21 protein-coding genes and 1 tRNA gene are annotated in these 19,122 nt (G+C 61.1%); 13 read left to right on the forward strand and 9 right to left on the reverse strand.

The window, feature by feature from the left end:
- Positions 1-34: 34 nt before the first annotated feature.
- From ACFZPT_RS15355 to arsC, 3 genes are read right to left on the reverse strand one after another with little or no spacing between them, the layout of a single operon-like run.
- The gene (locus ACFZPT_RS15355) at positions 35-439 is read right to left on the reverse strand and encodes a DUF2069 domain-containing protein (protein WP_034098632.1); all 405 of its coding nucleotides are present in this window, start codon (positions 437-439) and stop codon (positions 35-37) included.
- Positions 423-1,037, reverse strand: coding sequence for an NAD(P)H:quinone oxidoreductase (gene wrbA, locus ACFZPT_RS15360; protein ID WP_034098630.1), 615 nt, complete (start codon positions 1,035-1,037; stop codon positions 423-425). The genes ACFZPT_RS15355 and wrbA overlap by 17 nt, the downstream gene beginning before the upstream one ends.
- Positions 1,034-1,387: an arsenate reductase (glutaredoxin) gene (gene arsC / locus ACFZPT_RS15365; RefSeq protein ID WP_034098628.1), complete on the reverse strand. Its 354-nt coding sequence runs from the start codon at positions 1,385-1,387 to the stop codon at positions 1,034-1,036. The genes wrbA and arsC overlap by 4 nt, the downstream gene beginning before the upstream one ends.
- A gap of 115 nt (positions 1,388-1,502) precedes the next feature.
- Between arsC and ACFZPT_RS15370 the strand changes: the two genes are divergently transcribed.
- Positions 1,503-1,964 carry a TlpA disulfide reductase family protein gene (locus ACFZPT_RS15370; protein ID WP_099311671.1) on the forward strand — a complete coding sequence of 154 codons (462 nt, stop codon included), beginning with the start codon at positions 1,503-1,505 and terminating at the stop codon, positions 1,962-1,964.
- Positions 1,965-2,034: 70 nt separating this feature from the next.
- Here the strand turns inward: ACFZPT_RS15370 and ACFZPT_RS15375 are convergent, their stop codons facing one another.
- The 4 genes from ACFZPT_RS15375 to ACFZPT_RS15390 form a co-directional block, all read right to left on the reverse strand.
- Complete coding sequence (locus ACFZPT_RS15375) at positions 2,035-2,439, reverse strand: META domain-containing protein (protein WP_034098625.1); 405 nt, start codon at positions 2,437-2,439, stop codon at positions 2,035-2,037.
- On the reverse strand, positions 2,436-2,876 hold the full coding sequence (locus ACFZPT_RS15380; protein WP_034114159.1) for a hypothetical protein: 441 nt from the start codon (positions 2,874-2,876) through the stop codon (positions 2,436-2,438). The genes ACFZPT_RS15375 and ACFZPT_RS15380 overlap by 4 nt, the downstream gene beginning before the upstream one ends.
- Before the next feature lie 71 nt (positions 2,877-2,947).
- Positions 2,948-3,937, reverse strand: coding sequence for a 2-hydroxyacid dehydrogenase (locus tag ACFZPT_RS15385; RefSeq protein ID WP_379555481.1), 990 nt, complete (start codon positions 3,935-3,937; stop codon positions 2,948-2,950).
- 42 nt (positions 3,938-3,979) lie between these two features.
- A complete protein-coding gene (locus tag ACFZPT_RS15390) occupies positions 3,980-6,733 on the reverse strand; it encodes a response regulator (protein WP_034098619.1) in 2,754 nt (917 codons plus the stop codon).
- 205 nt (positions 6,734-6,938) lie between these two features.
- On the opposite strand from ACFZPT_RS15390, the gene ACFZPT_RS15395 reads away from it, so the two are divergent.
- On the forward strand, positions 6,939-7,655 hold the full coding sequence (locus ACFZPT_RS15395; protein ID WP_034114157.1) for a response regulator transcription factor: 717 nt from the start codon (positions 6,939-6,941) through the stop codon (positions 7,653-7,655).
- A complete protein-coding gene (locus ACFZPT_RS15400; RefSeq protein WP_034114155.1) occupies positions 7,642-9,012 on the forward strand; it encodes a sensor histidine kinase in 1,371 nt (456 codons plus the stop codon). Before ACFZPT_RS15395 ends, ACFZPT_RS15400 begins: the two co-directional genes overlap by 14 nt.
- A 3-nt stretch (positions 9,013-9,015) precedes the next feature.
- Here the strand turns inward: ACFZPT_RS15400 and ACFZPT_RS15405 are convergent, their stop codons facing one another.
- The gene (locus ACFZPT_RS15405) at positions 9,016-9,531 is read right to left on the reverse strand and encodes a DUF2062 domain-containing protein (protein WP_034098616.1); all 516 of its coding nucleotides are present in this window, start codon (positions 9,529-9,531) and stop codon (positions 9,016-9,018) included.
- A 134-nt stretch (positions 9,532-9,665) separates the two neighbouring features.
- On the opposite strand from ACFZPT_RS15405, the gene ACFZPT_RS15410 reads away from it, so the two are divergent.
- The 8 genes from ACFZPT_RS15410 to murB all read left to right on the forward strand — a co-directional run bounded on the left by ACFZPT_RS15410 (position 9,666) and on the right by murB (position 16,511).
- Entirely contained in the window at positions 9,666-11,891 is a 2,226-nt protein-coding gene (locus ACFZPT_RS15410; protein WP_080758751.1) for a DNA internalization-related competence protein ComEC/Rec2, read from the forward strand.
- A 99-nt stretch (positions 11,892-11,990) separates the two neighbouring features.
- Positions 11,991-12,626 carry a MotA/TolQ/ExbB proton channel family protein gene (locus tag ACFZPT_RS15415; protein WP_034098613.1) on the forward strand — a complete coding sequence of 212 codons (636 nt, stop codon included), beginning with the start codon at positions 11,991-11,993 and terminating at the stop codon, positions 12,624-12,626.
- Positions 12,623-13,051 (forward strand): biopolymer transporter ExbD, encoded by a 429-nt coding sequence (locus ACFZPT_RS15420; RefSeq protein WP_034098611.1) that lies wholly within the window; start codon positions 12,623-12,625, stop codon positions 13,049-13,051. Before ACFZPT_RS15415 ends, ACFZPT_RS15420 begins: the two co-directional genes overlap by 4 nt.
- Positions 13,051-14,061, forward strand: a complete 1,011-nt coding sequence (gene lpxK, locus ACFZPT_RS15425; protein WP_034098609.1) for a tetraacyldisaccharide 4'-kinase — start codon at positions 13,051-13,053, stop codon at positions 14,059-14,061. Before ACFZPT_RS15420 ends, lpxK begins: the two co-directional genes overlap by 1 nt.
- A 23-nt stretch (positions 14,062-14,084) precedes the next feature.
- Positions 14,085-14,270, forward strand: coding sequence for a Trm112 family protein (locus tag ACFZPT_RS15430; RefSeq protein ID WP_011060103.1), 186 nt, complete (start codon positions 14,085-14,087; stop codon positions 14,268-14,270).
- Positions 14,267-15,031: a 3-deoxy-manno-octulosonate cytidylyltransferase gene (gene kdsB / locus ACFZPT_RS15435; protein WP_034114151.1), complete on the forward strand. Its 765-nt coding sequence runs from the start codon at positions 14,267-14,269 to the stop codon at positions 15,029-15,031. The genes ACFZPT_RS15430 and kdsB overlap by 4 nt, the downstream gene beginning before the upstream one ends.
- Positions 15,031-15,495 carry a low molecular weight protein-tyrosine-phosphatase gene (locus tag ACFZPT_RS15440; protein WP_034114149.1) on the forward strand — a complete coding sequence of 155 codons (465 nt, stop codon included), beginning with the start codon at positions 15,031-15,033 and terminating at the stop codon, positions 15,493-15,495. Before kdsB ends, ACFZPT_RS15440 begins: the two co-directional genes overlap by 1 nt.
- On the forward strand, positions 15,492-16,511 hold the full coding sequence (gene murB, locus ACFZPT_RS15445; protein ID WP_034114147.1) for a UDP-N-acetylmuramate dehydrogenase: 1,020 nt from the start codon (positions 15,492-15,494) through the stop codon (positions 16,509-16,511). Before ACFZPT_RS15440 ends, murB begins: the two co-directional genes overlap by 4 nt.
- A 62-nt stretch (positions 16,512-16,573) precedes the next feature.
- Here murB and ACFZPT_RS15450 read toward each other — a convergent pair whose 3' ends face one another.
- Positions 16,574-17,245 carry a Bax inhibitor-1/YccA family protein gene (locus ACFZPT_RS15450; protein WP_034114146.1) on the reverse strand — a complete coding sequence of 224 codons (672 nt, stop codon included), beginning with the start codon at positions 17,243-17,245 and terminating at the stop codon, positions 16,574-16,576.
- Between the two features lie 152 nt (positions 17,246-17,397).
- Between ACFZPT_RS15450 and ACFZPT_RS15455 the strand changes: the two genes are divergently transcribed.
- Both ACFZPT_RS15455 and ACFZPT_RS15460 read left to right on the forward strand, forming a co-directional pair.
- A tRNA-Ser gene (locus tag ACFZPT_RS15455) sits at positions 17,398-17,488 on the forward strand.
- 832 nt (positions 17,489-18,320) lie between these two features.
- Positions 18,321-19,046 (forward strand): hypothetical protein, encoded by a 726-nt coding sequence (locus tag ACFZPT_RS15460; protein ID WP_371918463.1) that lies wholly within the window; start codon positions 18,321-18,323, stop codon positions 19,044-19,046.
- Positions 19,047-19,122: the final 76 nt, after the last annotated feature.

The following is a 19,122-nucleotide window of genomic DNA, read 5'->3' on the forward strand; positions in this document are numbered from 1 at the left end:
CAACTTTCGTGGCGAGTCACCTCGCCACGGTGGATTACGCGGCCAGGCGTCGGTTCAACTGATGGCGCCAGCGCACGTACAGCAGCGCGGTACAGAACACCGCCAGGCTTGCCAGCATTTCCAGCACGCCGAACCACTGTCGGTTCGGGTCGTACGCCGCCAGCGCGCCTTTGATGAAATACAGGTTCACCGCAAAGCACATCCATGAATGCCCGCGCGCGCTGCCGAGCAGCATGCCCGGTGCCAGAATCAGCAACGGCACCAACTCGATCAGCAGGATCACCCATGGGCGTGCGCCGTGCAGGTCGGCAACGAACAGGTAATACCCGCACAACAACCCCACCAGCGCAAAAAACGCCAGCAGGCTCAATGCGCGTGCCACTTTGACTCGCGGCTCCAACCACGCTTGCGGGGGCAGTACTTTAGGCTTTTTGGCCACGGCCGTTCTCCAGCAACGTGGCGGTGTTGGCCAGGCGCAGGCCGAGGGCCTTGCACAGCGCCATTTCATGTGGGTCGAGCAGGCGTTTGCCGTCCGGCCCGGCATGGTGGCTGGCGCCGTACGGCGTGCCGCCGCCCTGGGTGTCGAGCAGGGCCTGTTCGCTGTAGGGCAGGCCGGTGATCAGCATGCCGTGATGCAGCAGCGGCAGCAGCATCGACATCAGTGTGGTTTCCTGGCCGCCATGCAGGCTGGCGGTGGAGGTGAACACCCCGGCGGGTTTGCCGACCAGGGCGCCGGTGAGCCACAGGTTGCTGGTGCCGTCGAGGAAGTACTTGAGCGGCGCGGCCATGTTGCCGAAACGCGTCGGGCTGCCGAGGGCCAGGCCCGAGCAGTTTTTCAAGTCATCGAGGCTGGCATACAACGCGCCTTCGTCAGGAATACTCGGCGCCACCGCTTCGCACTCGGTGGACACCGCCGGTACCGTGCGCAGGCGCGCTTCCATGCCGCCTAGTTCGATGCCCCGGGCAATATGCCGGGCCATTTCACTGACCGAGCCGTTACGGCTGTAATACAGCACCAGCACATAAGGCGCAGTCACGGCAGAATCTCCAATACGTTTTCCGGAGGACGGCCGATGATGGCCTTGTCGGCGGTTTCCAGGATCGGGCGTTCCATCAACTTGGGATGGGCGGCAATGGCGTCGATCAACTGGGTTTCACTGAGGTTGGGGTCAGAAAGGTTGAGGCTTTTGTACTCGTCTTCGCCGGTGCGCAGCAGTTGGCGCGCACTCAGGCCGAGTTTGCCCAGCAGGGCCTGGATTTGCGCGGCGTTGAGTGGGGTTTCCAGGTAGCGCACCACGGTCGGGGCGAGGCCGCGGGCTTCCAACAGTTCGAGAGCACCGCGGGATTTCGAGCAGCGCGGGTTGTGATAAAGCGTCAGATCGGTCATGTGCGGGTCGCATCTTGCAGGAGGTGGCGGGTATTCTACCTGCGCGGCGCCCGGTCCTTAAACCGTAAGAGGCATCCGGTCGCAGCCAACGTCTATTTTCACGAAGGATTACCCCATGACACGTCGACTGATCGGTGCATTGGCGATCATCACAACCCTGCTGCTCAGCGGCTGCGGGAATGACTATGGCATTGACCAATACGGCCAGAAAGTCGCGGCCGAGCGTTTGGACAAACAGTGGGTGGTGATCAACTACTGGGCGGAATGGTGTGGCCCGTGCCGCACGGAAATCCCTGAACTCAACGCTTTGGCCGAGCAGCTCAAAGGCGAGAATATCGGGGTGTTCGGGGTCAACTTCGACAATGTGCAGGGCGAAGAACTCAAGGCCGCCAGCGAGAAACTGGGGATCAAGTTCACAGTGCTGGCGCAGAACCCGGATGGCATCTTCGAGATCCCGCGCAGCGAAGCGCTGCCGGTGACTTACATCATCGATGACAAGGGTAAGGTGCGCGAGCAGTTGATGGGCGAGCAGACGGCCGAGGGGGTGCTGGCCAAGCTCAAGGCGTTGCGCGGTTAAAGCGACATCTCAAAGCAACGGTGGGAGGGCTTTCCTCCCACCTTTAATGTCCATCGGGTCAGAACCCGGATCAGCCTTCTTCGAGCCACAGGCGTATCGGCTTGCCTTCGGCCGGCCAGAAACGGGTCTGCTCGATGGGCGAGATGTCCCAGCGCTGCACGCCTTGCAGGGCCTGGAAGAAGCGGTGCTCCTGCTCCATCAAGGCTTCGGCGCAGAGCTTGCGGGTGCTGCCGATCTTGCCGAAGCTGAGTTTGTCGCCGTCCAGGGTGTAGGGCGCGAACCAGTGGTTGCAGCCACCATTGCCGTAGGCACGCCCGTCATTGCCGAGGGTGACGGTCAGGTGCGCGTAATCCATCAAGGGCCGCTCACCGATCCATTCCACCACGTAGCTGTGGTCCTGCTGGAGTTTGACCGCATCTCCCGCGCAGCCGGCCAAGCCGGCGCCGAGTGCGGCGAGCAACACCAGGCCTTTCATTGGGCGGCCTCCTGGCAGCTCGGGCAGCGGTGTTTGTCGCCTTCGCTGGCCCAGCCCAACTCGGCAATGCGCGCGTTGGCGGCCGGTTGCAGCGGCTCTTTGGTCAGCTTGGTTTCCACGGCAAACTCAAACTCCAGCACGGCGTCGCAGCTGTCGCAGTTGACCTTCCAGGTGTGAATTTCCAGTTCGCCGAATTTCGGCCCTTGGGCCATGGCGACCCATTGGCCTGCCGGGCGGATGGAGTAACGCGCATCGCCTTCGACGGTAAGGCGCATCGACAAAGTTTTACTGCCGCGCAGGGTGACGATCAGGACGTCGCCATGCTTGATCGAACCACCGTTGCCGGTGACTTGGTAACGGCCCGGCACCAGGGCGCGGCATTCGATCAGGGTGTGTTGCGGGCTCAGCAAGCTGAAGCGGAAATCGTGTTCGGCCATGGATCCTCCAAATAGGCGCGGCATCCTATCACGGGTGCCGGCCTATCATGAGCGCGGTATGTGACCGCTGATCAACCTGCCACCTGGTTTTGCACACGACCGTCGGCCCACGCGGCGATATTGTCCAGCGTAGTGGTGGCGATTGCCGCCAGGGCCTCGTGGGTCAGGAACGCCTGGTGGGCGGTGATGATCACGTTGGGGAAGGTCAGCAGGCGCGCGAGTACGTCGTCTTGCAGGGGCAGGTCGGAGCGGTCTTCGAAAAACAGCTGGGCCTCTTCCTCATACACGTCCAGCCCCAGGTAGCCGAGTTGGCCGTCCTTGAGGGCTTCGATCAATGCGGGCGTGTCCACCAGGCCGCCACGGCCGGTGTTGATCAGCATCGCACCAGGCTGCATCTGCGCCAGGGACGCGGCGTTGATCAAGTGCTTGCTGTCGGCGGTGAGCGGGCAGTGCAGGCTGATGATCCGGGCTTGGGCGAGCAACTCGGGCAGGCTCACGTAACGTGCGCCGAGCGCCTGCACATCGGGATTGGGGAAGGGGTCATAGGCCAGCAGCGTGCAGCCGAATCCGGCCATGATCTTGGCGAAGGTTGCGCCGATCTGCCCGGTGCCGACCACGCCGACTGTCTTGCCCACCAAGTCGAATCCGGTCAAGCCGTGCAGGCTGAAATCGCCATCGCGGGTGCGGTTATAGGCACGATGCAAACGCCGATTGAGCGCCAGGATCAGCGCCACGGCGTGCTCGGCCACGGCGTGGGGCGAGTAGGCGGGCACGCGCACGATGGTCAGGCCCAGGCATTTGGCGCTGGCCAGGTCGACATGGTTATAACCGGCCGAACGCAGCGCAATCAGGCGCGTACCGCCCTTGGCCAGGCATTCCAGCACCGGTGCGCTGAGGTCGTCGTTGATAAACGGGCAGACCACTTCGTGGTGCTCGGCCAGCGCCACGGTATCGAGATTCAGCCGTGCCGGCTGGAACTGCAGTTCCAGGCCCGCAGGCAGCGGGGCGCCGAGGAAGCTGTCGCGGTCGTAGGTTTGGCTGCTGAACAGAATCACGCGCATGGCAAAGCTCCCTGCAAGTTCAAATCAATGGAAAGGGACGCATCAGGCACTGACTCGCGCTTCACTGGCCAGGCGGGCAATGGCCATGTCCAGTTCGTCCAGCGCGTGCAGGGCCTTGGCATCGTCCTGCTTGAGCAGGGTTTCGGCGCGCTGGCAGGCGGCGCGCAGTTGCGGAACGCCACAGTAGCGCGTAGCGCCGTGCAGGCGGTGGACGCGTTCGATCAGCGCATTGTTGTCATTGGCTTCGCGGGCGATGCTGATGGCGGTCCGGTCGGCTTCCAGGGAGGCCAGCAACATGGCGAGCATGTCGGCGGCCAGGTCGGTTTTACCGGCGGCCAGACGCAGGCCTTCCTCGTGGTCCAGCACCGGCAGTTGCACGCCAGGAGCCAGGCCGTCAGTGGCGCGTTCCGGTGCCTGATTGCGCAGGGCCAGGCCCGTCCATTTGAGTACTACTTGGGCCAGTTGCCGTTCGCTGATGGGTTTGGTGAGGTAATCGTCCATGCCACTTTGCAGCAAGGCGCGTTTTTCGTTGGCCATGGCATGGGCCGTGAGCGCCACCACTGGCAGCGGCGAGCCATGACGCTCGCTCTCCCACTGACGAATCGCTTCGGTGCTCTGGCGACCGTCCATGCCCGGCATTTGCACGTCCATCAGCACCAAGTCGTAAGTCTCCTGCTTGACCGCGTCGACGGCGGCGTAACCGCTTTCCACTGCGTGCACCTTGGCACCCATATCCTCCAGCAACGTTTGCACCAGCAACAGGTTCGCCGGGTTGTCATCCACGCACAGCACCCGTGGCGCGCGGCTGGCCAGGGGCTCGCCCGGCTCGCTGCGCGAAGGGCGCGGGTTGATCAGGTCGGACAATGCCCGGCGCAGTTTGCGGGTGCATGCCGGTTTGGCCTGCAATTGGCTATTGGGGTTGGGCACCGACTGGTTGAACAGCATCTGTTCGGTGGTCGGGCATAGCACCAGCACTTTGCAGCCCAGGTGTTCGAGGTCCCACAGGTGCTGGTTGAGGCGCTCGGGGGGTATGTCGTTGGCGGTCACGCCGAGCACGGCCAGGTCGATAGCCTGCTCGGTCTGATGGGCGCTGGTAATGCCGTTGGTCAGACTTTCCAGGGTGTTGAACGGCGTGACCTCCAGGCCGCAATCTTCCAATTGGTGTTGCAGGGCCTGGCGCGCCAGTTCGTGGTTTTCCAGCACCGCCACGCGGTGGCCCAGCAGGGGCGCGCAGGGCAGGTCTTCAACGTCATCGCGGGTTTTGGGCAGGTTCAGGCTGATCCAGAATTCCGAGCCTTCGCCCGGCGTGCTGTCGACGCCGATTTCGCCGCCCATCTGTTCGATCAAGCGTTTGGAGATCACCAGCCCCAGGCCCGTGCCGCCGGGTTGACGCGACAACGAGTTGTCGGCCTGGCTGAAGGCTTGGAACAGCGCACGCACGTCCTGGCTGGAGAGGCCGATACCGGTGTCCTGCACGCTGATGCGCAGTTGCACGGTATCTTCCTGCTCGTCCTCGATCATCGCCCGAGCCACGATGGTGCCCTCGCGGGTGAACTTGATCGCGTTGCTGATCAGGTTGGTGAGGATCTGTTTGAGCCGCAGCGGGTCGCCCACCAGCGCCAGCGGCGTATCGCGGTAGACCAGGCTGACCAGTTCCAACTGCTTGGCATGGGCGGCGGGGGCGAGGATGGTCAGGGTGTCCTGGAGCAAATCGCGCAGGTTGAATGGAATGCTGTCGAGCACCAGTTTGCCGGCTTCTATTTTCGAGAAATCGAGAATTTCATTGATGATGCCCAGCAGGTTGTCGGCGGATTTTTCGATGGTGCCCAGGTAGTCGAGTTGGCGCGGCGTCAGCTCGCTTTTTTGCAGCAGGTGGGTGAAGCCGAGGATGCCGTTGAGGGGCGTGCGAATTTCATGGCTCATATTGGCCAGAAACTCCGACTTGATGCGGCTCGCCTCCAGGGCTTCTTTGCGCGCCAGATCCAGCTCGATATTCTGGATCTCGATGGTTTCCAGGTTCTGACGCACGTCTTCGGTGGCCTGGTCGATGCTGTGCTGCAATTCTTCCTGGGCATTCTGCAAGGTTTCGGCCATGCGGTTGATGCCCGAGGCGAGTTGATCCAGCTCCTGGCTGCCCAGCGCGGGCAGGCGGGTTTCCAGGTTGCCGTCCTTGAGCTGGGCCACGGCTTGCTTGATCAATCCGATCGGCGAGGTGATCGTGCGGCTGATACGCAGCGCCAGCGCGGCGGTGAAGATCAGCCCGATGGCGATCAGCAGCAGGCTGGCGAACAGGCTTCGATAGCCGCGCAGCAGCATGCCGTTGTGGGACAGTTCCACCTCGACCCAGCCCAGCAGGCGGTCGCTTTCGTCGGGGATCAGTTCGCCCGCCAGGTTGCGATGGCGGCCGAACACCGGCAGCAGGTAACGGGTGGCGTCGTTGCCCGTGCGCTGCAACAGATGCGAACTGTTGCCGACCGGCGCCTGATTGAGCATGGTCGGACCGGCGTGGGCGAGGGTGCTGCGGTCCGGCGCGAGGAACGATACAGTGCGTACGTCCTGCTGCTCCAGGGATTGGGTGGCGATGCGCTCCAGCAAATCGACGTTTTTATTGCCCAGGGCCGGCGCCACCAGCGGTGCCAATTGCTCGGCGATCATCTCGCCGCGCTGCAGCAACTGGGTTTGCAGCTCCGACAGCTGCATCCAGGTGAAATAACCGCCCAACAACAACGCCATCAGGCTGGTCGGCAATAAGGTCAGCAACAGTACGCGGCCTTTTATCCCCATTCTTCTAAGCACGCCACTCTCCTGCTACCACATTGGAATCAATCTTTCGCGCCGGCATCCGGCCTGCGCCACCTGCGCAGTGTAGCCATTTGCGCGGCGAGGAATCTCGCAAAATCATCACAGGAGTCAATCTTCGGGCCATTGGCCGGCGAGTGGCGATTGCCTGTGGCGGGGTAATCTTGAATAATCGGCGATTGAGAATGACTTGCAGACGCTAATGAATCCCGCAGCCAGTATCCTGACCATCGAAGATGACCCCGTGCTCGGCGCCTACGTCCATGAGGAGCTGGCGCGCAGTGGCTTTCAGGTTACATGGTGCCAGAACGGCCAGCAGGGCCTGGACATGGCGCGTGAGCGTGCTTTCGACGTGGTGTTGATGGATATTCTGCTGCCGGGGCTGGACGGCCTGTCGATCCTGACGTATTTGCGCAAAAGCCATTCGACCCCGGTGATTCTGATGTCGGCCTTGGGCGCCGAAGCCGACCGCATCAGCGGTTTTCGCCTGGGCGCGGACGACTACCTGCCCAAGCCTTTCAGTATGCTTGAGCTGCGCGTGCGCATTGAAGCGATCCTGCGCCGCGTGGCCCTGGACCGTCGGCCCCTGCCTACTCTGCCAGTGCGGCGCGAGGACGTGCCGAGCTTGCGCTTTGACGATGAGTTGGGTGATGTTTTTTACCTGCAACACGCCGCCGGCCTGACCCGTAGCGAATTCCGCCTGCTGGAAACCCTGCATCGCCATGCTGAGGAGGTCTTGAGCAAAGCCTTTCTTTATCAGCATGTGCTGCAACGCGGTTATGCCCCCCATGACCGTAGCCTGGACATGCATATCAGCCAGATCCGCCGCAAGCTAAAAGCCATCGGCTACAGCGAGCGCGAAGTGCGCACCGTCTGGGGCAAGGGCTATGTGTTGAGCGGTCACGATGACAGCCTTTGAACGACCGCTGAAACGCCTGCCGGGCCGGCACTCATTGTTCTGGAAACTGGCCTGCCTGTTGATTGCGTTCTGTTTGCTGATGATCTGGCTGAGCTGGTCCTGGGGTCGCTATATGGAGCAGCAGAATGCCTATCTATCCGAGGAGGCGAAAACCACCCTGAGCGGGTACGCGGCGCAAGCGGAGCAGGCGTGGAACCTTGGCGGCCCTTCAGGCGTCGATGCCTGGCTGCAGACCATGGGCAAGCGTGAAACCACTTGGATCGGCGTGATTGGCAACGACCTGCAATCGTTGAGCAGCTACCCCTTGAGTAGTGCGCAAAACCAGCGCCTGACCTTTTTACGCGGCTTGGACTGGCCGGTGAGTCGGCATGTCAAGGGGCTGCCCTGGCTGAAGATCGCGTTTCCCGGCGACCCGGAGGCCGGGTCGTTGGTGATCGAACTGCCACAGCGCTTTATGCCCGGTCGCTATCAAGTGTTCTGGCGGGTGGTGACCAACGGTGTGATCCCCGGTCTGTTCACCCTATTGCTGTGCATAGGCCTGTACCGCTTGCTGATCATGCCCCTCAATCAATTACGTGAGCAGGCCAACGCCTGGCGGGCCGACCAGTTGAATACGCGTCTGTCCCAGGATGCGACCAGTCGCCAGGATGAGTTGGGCGAGCTGGGCCGTGCTTTTGATCATATGTCCGAACGCTTGCAGGGGACCGTGGTGTTGCAACAGCAGTTGCTGCGCGATATGTCCCATGAACTGCGTACGCCTCTCAGTCGCTTGCGGGTGGCCTGTGACAGCGAGCAGGACCTCGTGCAACTGCGTCAACGCCTGGGCCGGGAAATCGATGCCATGCAGCGACTGGTGGAAGACAGCCTGCAATTGGCCTGGTTGGACGCCGAACGGACGCCGTTGACCAAAGAAACCATTCAGCTTCAGGCGTTGTGGGACATATTGCGTGAGAACGCATGCTTTGAAAGCGCTTGGCCAGCATCGCGCCTGCCGTGTTTGCTGGGCCCCGAGTGCTGGGTGCGGGGCAACCTGAATGGCTTGGCCCAGGCCCTGGAAAATATCCTGCGTAATGCCATACGCCACTCTCCAGCGGACGGGGTGGTGTGCCTGGACGGGCGGCGCGAGGGTGAGTACTGGCACCTATGGCTGGAAGATCAGGGCGGGGGGATCGATGAGCGGGACCTGGAACGCATTTTTGCGCCGTTCACGCGCCTGGACGGCTCTCGCCCCGGCGATGGTGGCTTCGGCCTGGGGCTGAGCATCGCGCGCAATGCGCTGCAACGTCAGGATGGCAGCCTATGGGCGGAAAACACCGGTGCGGGCCTGCGGGTACATCTGCGCCTGCTGGCGCTTTAGGTTTTACCCGCGCCGCTGTTTGCGTTTCTTCCATTGGTGGGCCACCCACCACCGCCAGTAACCCATGGTCAGGCAATAGGCCAATGCGCCCAGTACCAGGCCCAATACCACCGAACCCAGCAAAAACGGTTGCCACAAGGTGCTCAACTGGCCGCTGATCCATTCCCAGGTGAGGTCGTCGGGGAGGCTGCGCGCAGGGACGTTCATCAGCCAGGCGCCGGTCAGGTACGTGCAAATGAACACCACCGGCATAGTGATCGGGTTGGTCAGCCATACCAGGCTTATGGCGATCGGCATGTTGCCGCGCACCGTGATCGCGAGGATCGCCGCCAGCAGCATCTGCAACGGAATCGGAATGAACGCCGCAAACAGACCCACCGCCATCGCTCGAGCCACCGAGTGCCGATTCAGGTGCCAGAGGTTCGGGTCATGCAACAACGTACCGAGAAACTGTAATGACTTGTGTTCCCTGATACTGGTGGGGTCGGGCATGTACCGTTTGAATAAGCGCCGAGGCATAAGGGGTCCAGGTCGATTCGAGGGGCAAGTATGCCCGCATTCTATAAACAGGAAATTCAGACTTTGTGACAAAACATCATAGGCCGCGCCGAATGCACGGCTAAGACTGAATGGATCTCTCAAAAGGATGATCCATGAAGACAGGGATGTTCGCGCTTGCATCAGGGCTGCTTGCTCTGGTTTTTCTACCGGCACTGCCCGCAACGGGCTGGCTGATCGCCATGCTGCTGCTGGCGTTGATGGCGTTGCCATTTCGCACGTACCCGCTGGCGTTTTTTCTGATGGGGTTGAGTTGGGCGTGTTTCAGCGCGCAGTGGGCCTTGAATGATCGGCTGTCGCTGAAGCTGGATGGGCAGACGCGTTGGGTCGAGGGCTGGGTGGCCGGGTTACCGCAACAGACCGATGATGGCGTGCGCTTCGACCTGATCGACGGGCGGTCGCGTAAAGCCCGATTACCCCAGCGCATCCGCGTGTCCTGGCGCGGAGGTCCGCCCGTGCGCAGCGGTGAACGCTGGCGCCTGGCAATCAGCCTCAAACGACCGTCCGGATTACTGAATTTTCACGGCTTTGACCGCGAAGCCTGGCTGCTGGCCCAGCGCATCGGTGCAACCGGCTCGGTAAAGGACGGTGAGCGCCTGGTCCCAGCGCGCAATGCGTGGCGCGATGGCCTGCGTCAACGGTTGCTGGCCGTGGATGCCCAAGGCCGCGAGGCGAGCCTGGCCGCCCTGGTGCTGGGGGATGGCTCCGGTCTGTCCGCTACGGATTGGCAGATTCTGCAGGACACCGGCACCGTGCATCTGCTGGTGATTTCCGGGCAGCACATCGGCCTGTTGGCGGGGTTGATCTACTGGCTGATTGCCGGGTTGGCTCGTTACGGAGTTTGGCCGCGAGGTTGGCCATGGCTACCCTGGGCGTGCGGCCTGGCCTTTGCCGCTGCGCTCAGTTACGGCTTGCTGGCCGGGTTCGGTGTGCCGGTGCAGCGCGCGTGCGTGATGGTGGGGTTGGTCCTGCTCTGGCGTTTGCGCTTTCGCCATCTGGGCGTGTGGTGGCCGTTGCTGCTGGCCTTCAATGGGGTGCTGATCCTGGAACCCCTGGCCAGTCTGCAGGCGGGTTTCTGGCTATCATTTGCGGCAGTGGCGGTGCTGATCCTGGCGTTCAGCGGCCGCTTAGGACCGTGGAGCCCTTGGCAGGTGTGGACCCGTCCGCAATGCGTGATCGCCATCGGGCTGTTTCCGGTGTTGTTGGTGCTGGGGTTGCCCATCAGTATGAGTGCGCCGCTGGCCAATCTGGTGGCGGTGCCGTGGATCAGCCTGGTGGTGCTGCCACTGGCGCTGCTGGGCACTGCGCTGTTGGCGGTGCCCTTCGTGGGGGAGGGTTTGTTGTGGCTGGCGGGTGGCGCGCTGCAGGGGTTATTCGTCGGCTTGGGTTGGCTCGCCGAATACGCGCCCGCTTGGGTACCGGCGCAGGTGCCCTGGGCGGCCTGGCTGATCAGCCTGCTCGGCGCGGTGTTGCTGTTATTGCCCAAAGGCGTGCCGCTGCGCCTGCTGGGTTGGCCGATGCTGTTGCTGGCCGTGTTCCCTCCTCGAGAACCGGTGCCCTATGGGCAGGTCGAGGTGCTGCAGTTGGATGTCGGTCAAGGGCAATCGCTGATTCTGCGCACACGCAATCACACCCTGGTTTACGATGCTGGCCCACGTTCGGGAGCGCTCGACCTCGGCGCGCGCGTGGTGCTGCCGTCGTTGAAAAAACTCGGCGTGGGCAGCTTGGACCTGCTATTGCTCAGCCATGCCGATGCCGATCACGCGGGGGGCGCGGCCGCATTGGCCCGAGGCATGCCGATCAGGCGCGTGGTAGGCGGCGAAACCGAGGGCTTGCCGGCGTTTTTGGGCACCCAGCCTTGTGTCAGTGGCGAGCAGTGGCAATGGGACGGGGTCATGTTTGAAATGTGGCAGTGGCCTGATGCTATTGGCGGTAACGCGAAATCCTGCGTCTTGCAGGTGCAAGCCAACGGTGAGCGTCTGCTGCTGACCGGCGATATCGATCGCGACGCTGAACGGGCGCTGCTCAACTCGCCGCTGGCGGTGCCCACCGACTGGCTGCAAGCGCCGCATCATGGCAGTCGAAGTTCGTCCTCCAGGCCTTTCTTGCAACGGCTGGCACCCCGGTCTGTGCTTATTTCACGCGGGCGCGGCAACGCCTTCGGTCATCCCCATCCGCAGGTCATGGAGCGCTATCGGGCACTGGGCAGTCGGGTCTATGACAGCGCCGAACAAGGCGCTGTACGCGTGCAATTAGGGGCGTTTGCCGAACCGGTCGTTGCCCGTGGTCAACGGCGTTTCTGGCGCGAACGGTTACCCTGACGGTGTAAGCGCGAAGGTCGTCGGCGGTGCCACGCTCGACGAACCCCGCTGCGGAACCTATATGGTAAAGTGGCGCACTTTTTTGAGGGGACATTCACTGTGTGGGAATTGGTCAAATCCGGCGGCTGGATGATGTTGCCGATCATCTTGAGTTCCATCGCCGCGCTCGGCATCGTTGCCGAACGTCTGTGGACCCTGCGTGCCAGTCGTGTCACCCCTGAGCATCTGCTGGGGCAGGTCTGGTCCTGGATCAAGAACAAACAACTGGACAAGGAAAAGCTCAAGGCCCTGCGCGCCGATTCGCCGCTGGGTGAGATTCTGGCCGCGGGCCTGGCCAACTCCAAGCACGGTCGTGAGATCATGAAGGAGTGCATCGAAGAGGCCGCCGCGCGGGTGATCCACGAACTGGAGCGCTATATCAACGCCCTCGGCACCATCGCCGCCATGGCGCCGCTGCTCGGTTTGCTGGGTACGGTGCTGGGCATGATCGATATTTTCAGTTCGTTCATGGGCACCGGCATGAGCGCTAACGCGGCCGTGCTGGCCGGCGGTATTTCCAAGGCGCTGATTACCACGGCGGCGGGCTTGATGGTGGGGATTCCATCGGTGTTCTTCCACCGGTTCCTGCAACGGCGCGTCGATGAGCTGGTGGTAGGCATGGAGCAGGAAGCCATCAAGCTGGTCGAGGTGGTGCAGGGGGATCGCGACGTGGATCTGGTTGGGGACAAAGCGTGAAATTTCGCCGCAAGCAACGGGAAAATGTCGATATCAACCTCGCGTCACTGATCGACGTGGTGTTTATCCTGCTGCTGTTTTTTGTCGTCACCACCACCTTCACCCGGCAGACCGAGCTGCGTGTCGACTTGCCGGAAGCGGTGAGCGGTTCGCCGGCCGAAGATCAGGAGGTCAAGCAACTGGATATCGCCATCAGCGCCGAGGGCGTGTTTTCGGTGAATAACCAGGTGCTGGAGAAAAACGATCTCAACAGTCTGATGGACGCTTTGCAGAAGGAGTCCGGTGGCGATACCAAGATGCCGCTATCCATCAGCGCCGATGGAAAGACCCAGCACCAGGCCGTCATCACCGCAATGGACGCCGCCGGCAAACTTGGCTTCAGCCATTTGCGCATGAGCACCGTCGAGGCGGCGAGCCAACCCTGATGGCCATGTCCGATCGATTGCTTAAAGGCTGGTACGAAGGTCATCCGGCGCTGCTGCTGTTGCGGCCGCTGGAGGCGATGTATCGCCGCGTGGTTGAGCGCAAGCGCGCGCGATTCCTGGCGGGAGAGGGCCAGATTTACCGAGCGCCGGTGCCGGTGGTGGTGGTCGGCAATATCACCGTGGGTGGCACCGGCAAGACGCCATTGATCCTGTGGCTGATCGAGCACTGCCGACGTAGCGGCCTGCGCGTGGGCGTGGTCAGCCGAGGCTATGGCGCCAAGCCGCCGCACTTGCCGTGGCGGGTCGAGCCCGGCCATAGCGCCGAGACGGCGGGGGACGAACCCTTGCTGATCGTGCAGCGCTGCGGTGTGCCCTTGATGATCGATCCGGACCGCAGTCGTGCGGTCGAGGCATTACTGGCCAGCGAACCGTTGGACCTGATCCTCTCCGACGATGGCTTGCAGCACTACCGTCTGGCCCGTGACCTGGAGCTGGTGCTGATCGATGCCGCCCGTGGCTTGGGCAACCGCCGTTGCCTGCCCGCCGGGCCTTTGCGCGAACCGGTGGAGCGACTGCAGAGTGTCGATGCGTTGCTGTACAACGGCGCCCCCCGTGACCGCGACGACGGGTTTGCCTTCAGTCTGCAACCCACCGCTCTGGTTAATCTACAGACCGGTGAGCGCCGGCCGGTGGATCATTTTGCCAAGGGCCAAGCGGTGCATGCGGTCGCCGGCATCGGTAACCCGCAACGTTTCTTCAATACCCTTGAAACGCTACACTGGCGGCCGATACCCCATGCTTTTGCCGACCATGCACCTTACAGCGCCGAGGTCTTGAATTTTACCCCGTCATTGCCGCTGGTCATGACCGAGAAAGACGCGGTGAAGTGCCGCGCCTTTGCCCAGCCCGACTGGTGGTACCTTGCGGTGGATGCGCTGCCGTCGCCGGCGTTCGTCGCCTGGTTCGATGCGCAACTCTTACGCCTGTTGCCCACCCGTCACTTGCCTTAAACGCTGCCTACCAGGACATATTCATGGACACCAAACTGCTCGATATCCTCGCTTGCCCGATCTGCAAAGGCCCGCTCAAGCTCAGTGCCGACAAAACCGAGCTGATCAGCAAAGGCGCCGGTCTGGCGTATCCGATTCGTGATGGCATCCCGGTGATGCTGGAGAGCGAAGCCCGCACCCTGACCACCGAAGAGCGTCTGGATAAATGACCACCGCCTTTACCGTTGTCATCCCCTCGCGTTATGCATCGACCCGACTGCCCGGCAAACCGCTGCAGTTGATCGGCAGCAAGCCGATGATCCAGCTGGTATGGGAACAGGCTTGTAAAAGCAGCGCCGAGCGGGTGGTGGTCGCCACCGACGACCCGCGCATCATCGACGTTTGCAAAGGCTTTGGCGCCGAAGCAGTGCTGACGCGTGAAGATCACAATTCCGGTACGGATCGTCTGGCCGAAGTGGCCACGCAACTGGGTCTGGCGCCAGACGCTATCGTGGTCAATGTGCAAGGCGACGAGCCGCTGATCCCGCCCAGTGTGATCGATCAGGTCGCCGCCAACCTGGCTGCCCATGGTGAAGCGCGCATGGCGACCCTGGCCGAGCCGATTGAAGATATCGAAACTCTGTTCAACCCTAACGTGGTCAAGGTGGTCAGCGATATCAATGGCCTTGCCCTGACTTTCAGCCGTTCCACCTTGCCGTGGGCGCGCGATGCGGTTGCCAAGCGCCCAGACGCGTTGCCCGAAGGTGTGCCCTATCGCCGCCATATCGGTATCTATGCCTACCGCGCCGGCTTCCTGCATGACTTTGTCAGCTGGGGACCGTGCTGGTTGGAAAATACCGAATCCCTAGAGCAACTGCGGGCTTTGTGGCATGGCGTGCGCATTCATGTGGGCGACGCCTTGGAAGCACCGCCGGCCGGTGTCGATACTCAGGAAGACCTTGAGCGCGTCCGTCGTTTGCTGGGGGCTTGATGGAAGTTTTGTTCGTGTGCCTGGGCAATATCTGTCGTTCGCCGACTGCCGAAGGGGTTCTGCGCCATAAATTGCGTGAGGCGGGCCTGGCGGGTCAAATCGAGGTCGCATCGGCCGGTACCGGCGACTGGCATGTCGGCAACCCGCCCGACCAGCGCAGCCAGCGGGCGGCGCTGGTGCGCGGTTATGACTTGTCGGCCCAGCGCGCCCAGCAGGTCTCGCGCGCCGATTTTGCTCGTTACGACCTGATCCTGGCCATGGACCATAGCAACTTGCGCAACCTCAAGGCGCTCCAATCCACTCAGGGCAAGGCGGAACTCGACCTGTTTTTGCGCCGTTACGAAGGGGAAGTGGATGAAGTGCCAGACCCGTACTATGAGGGCGAACAAGGCTTCGAACGGGTCCTGGACCTGATCGAGCGGGCCTGTGATTTATTGGTGATTGAATTGAAGGGGCGGTTATGACTCTGCATGTGCGCCCGCAAACATCGCTCAAGCCATTCAACAGCTTTGGCATCGATGTGCGTGCTCAACTGTTTGCCGAGGCTCACAGCGATGAAGATGTGCGAGAAGCGCTGGCCTATGCTGCGACGCGGTCGTTGCCACTGTTGGTGATTGGCGGCGGTAGCAACTTGCTGCTGACCCAGGATATTCCAGCGCTGGTGCTGCGCATGGCTACCCAAGGCATCCGGATATTGCAGGATGACGGCATGCAGGTAGTGGTCGAAGCCGAGGCAGGGGAGGCTTGGCATCCCTTTGTGCTGTGGACCCTCGCGCAGGGCTTATGTGGGTTGGAAAACCTCAGCCTGATCCCAGGCACCGTCGGCGCGGCCCCCATGCAGAACATCGGCGCCTATGGCGTAGAGATCAAGGACGTGTTTGCAGGCTTGACCGCTCTGGATCGCCACACTGGGGAATTGCGCGACTTCAGCCTGGAAGACTGCGGCTTCGCCTATCGCGACAGTGTGTTTAAGCATGAGACCGGTCGTTGGCTGATCCTGCGTGTGCGCTTTGCCCTCAGCCGTGCCAATCACCTCAAGCTTGATTACGGCCCGGTACAGCAACGATTGGCCGGGCAGGGCATTACCGAGGCCACGCCGAGTGATGTGAGCCGGGCAATTTGCAGTATCCGCCAGGAAAAGCTGCCGGACCCGGCCGTGCTGGGCAACGCCGGCAGCTTCTTCAAAAATCCGCTGGTGTCCAAGGCGTTGGCCGAGGAGCTCAAGGCGCTGTATCCGGATCTGGTGGCCTATCCCCAGGCCGACGGGCAGATGAAACTCGCCGCCGGCTGGCTGATCGACAAGGCCGGCTGGAAGGGCTTCCGGGAGGGCGACGCAGGCGTGCACGCGCTGCAAGCGTTGGTTCTGGTCAATTATGGCGGCGCCTCAGGACACGACATCGCCCATCTGGCCCAGCGCATCCAGCGCGATATTGCCGAGCGCTTCAAGGTTGAGCTGGAAATGGAACCCAACCAGTATTGATCCCGCGAAAATAAAAATGCCCCGCATCTTTCGATGCGGGGCATTTTTTATACCGCAGTGAATCAGTCGTCACGGCTCATGATGCCGAAGATCTGCAACAGGCTGATGAACAGGTTGTAGATCGATACATACAGGCTCACGGTCGCCATGATGTAGTTGCGCTCACCGCCGTGGATGATGGCGCTGGTCTGGAACAGGATGCACACCGAGGAAAACAGCACGAAGCCGGCGCTGATCGCCAGTTGCAGGCCACTGATCTGGAAGAACATGCCCGCAACCACGGCCGCCAGCAACACGAAGAAACCTGCGGTGATGAAGCCGCCCAGGAAGCTCATGTCTTTACGGGTGACCAGCACATAAGCCGACAGACCACCGAACACCAGCGCGGTCATGGCAAAAGCCGAACTGACCACTTCCGCGCCGCCAGCCATTCCAAGGTAACGGTTAAGGATCGGGCCGAGGATAAAACCCATGAAACCGGTCAAGGCAAACGCCGACACCAGGCCCCAGGCCGAGTCGCGAAGTTTGTTGGTGAGGAAGAACAGGCCGTAGAAACCGATCAGCACCACGAAGATATTCGGGTAGCCGACACGCATCTGCTGCGCCACGAACGCCATCACGCCACTGAAGGCGAGAGTCAGGGCGAGCAGGCCATAGGTGTTGCGCAACACGCGGCTGACTTCGAGCTGCTCAGCCTGCACGTTGCCATTCACTGCGTAATTCTGTTCGCGCATGGCGACACTCCTTGGGTTTTGAAACGTTCAGTCGCAAAGATCATAACAGACGCTCTGTAACAAGCGATGGCGAGAGTTTGACAGTGTGTTTCATTCGGGTATTATGGCGCCCGCTGAGACGGGATGGGCTATTATCCTCCTGTATCACACAAGGGAAATTGGCAGAGTGGTTGAATGCACCGGTCTTGAAAACCGGCGGACGTTAATAGCGTCTCCAGGGTTCGAATCCCTGGTTTCCCGCCAAATAGCTTCACAAATCCCGCGAGCTACAAGCTCTGCGGGATTTTTTTTGCCTTGGATTTGCCTATGTATCCCATTTGTGGCGAAATCTCTGGAGCTGGCCTTGGGCTGCGCAACGCTACTAGAGAGTGAAAACGGGGGCGAGGCCAATCACTCCACACTACAAATCCACCGATGGTTGCGCCGATAAGGCGCGCGGATGAAGTGCACGTCTGAAACCAGATTAAGGCCATGTTTCTGTAGTGCTTTGGTCAATTGTACGAGTGTCTCTGCCTGGATAGTCATTGCTGTTACCTCATCAGATGAACTGCGCTCATAGTTCTTGACCTGATGGACAACCTGCTAATTCAAATTTTCTACAGCGGTGATTTAAGGCAGCGTTTGCAAAAGTTCGACAAGAGTGGCATTCCCTGACGCCTGTCGATTAACTCAACCAATAAACGCGTTGCCATATTGATTTTCTGGCGAGGTTTTTTGCGCTCAACAGCGCGCCGCCGAATATCCTGGCAGTGGTTTGCAGCCCTTTTCCGATCAACAGAAAAGTTGAGCCACCGACATCAGGCAAATTATTTGCACAACCATTTGAGCGCGAATTGGGTGTCTCATTGTGCTGACCCTCACTAAACGTGCCGGTTAAACGAGTCGCCGATGTCATTAGTATAGATCGTGCAACAAGTTGTTCACGGGTAATACGTGTTCCCCGTCACGACTATCTGCGCAAGTGTGTCGCACTTTTTTTGATTTCTCAGCTCTATCAGTGTCTTAACCTCGCCGAATTTCAGTGTGAAGGGAACGATCAGACCGGATGCCGATGGATCGCAGCTTACTTATTTCGATGATTCGTCGGACGCGATGGCCATTGCTGTTGGCGGCTGTTTTTGTGTTCCTGACCGCCGGCTGCACGCAGCAGCAAGGCCGCGATATCGCCAAGCAGTTCAGCAATGGCAAGCCCGATGAATTCTTTCAGACCAGCGTCGACCGTATGGCCACCCTGGGCATGCGTGACAACCTGCGAAGCTTGTATTTGCTGATGAGCAAGCTGTATCTGCGCAACCCCAACCAGTGGCGGCAGTCGGGACATCCGGATGCGGTAAGCGCGCAGCGGGAGATTCGCCAAGCCATTGAGCAGCGCCGGCCGCTGGCGGCTCTGGGTGAACGTCGGGACCTGGCGGCGTTGAGTTATTCGTTGAGCCCAGAGTTCAAGGGCGACCGCGTCGGTGCGTTTATCTACGCAATCGGCAGTATGATCGTGACCGCTCATGGCGGGCGTACCGAGTTCTACTTGACCGATTCGATCAACCCGCAGTTCGTCAGCAACGCGGCGCGCAATATCGAGAAAGCCACCTGGCTGCTCAGCCAGCGCCAGGATGCGAACGGTGTGCTACTGCTGTTTTCCAACGAAATATCGGAGGAGGGCAGCAACCTCAGTTTTGCGGTCGAGTTCGGCAAAATAGTGGCGCGCTTGGACCTGCTCACGCAAATGCTCGATGAGCGCTATCGGCGCATCGGCCTGAATTATGCGCAAAGTCTGCTGCTGATGAATTTTCTACCGGTGCAGTGATCGCCGTTTTCGTCCCGGCGGGTGCGTTGCTTCCCTTTCCTCCGTAGGAAACAGCCTATCTTGCATGGCGGTGCTT

Source organism: Pseudomonas sp. MD330_10, assembly GCF_042610415.1.
In the GTDB taxonomy this organism is placed as follows: domain Bacteria; phylum Pseudomonadota; class Gammaproteobacteria; order Pseudomonadales; family Pseudomonadaceae; genus Aquipseudomonas; species Aquipseudomonas rhodesiae.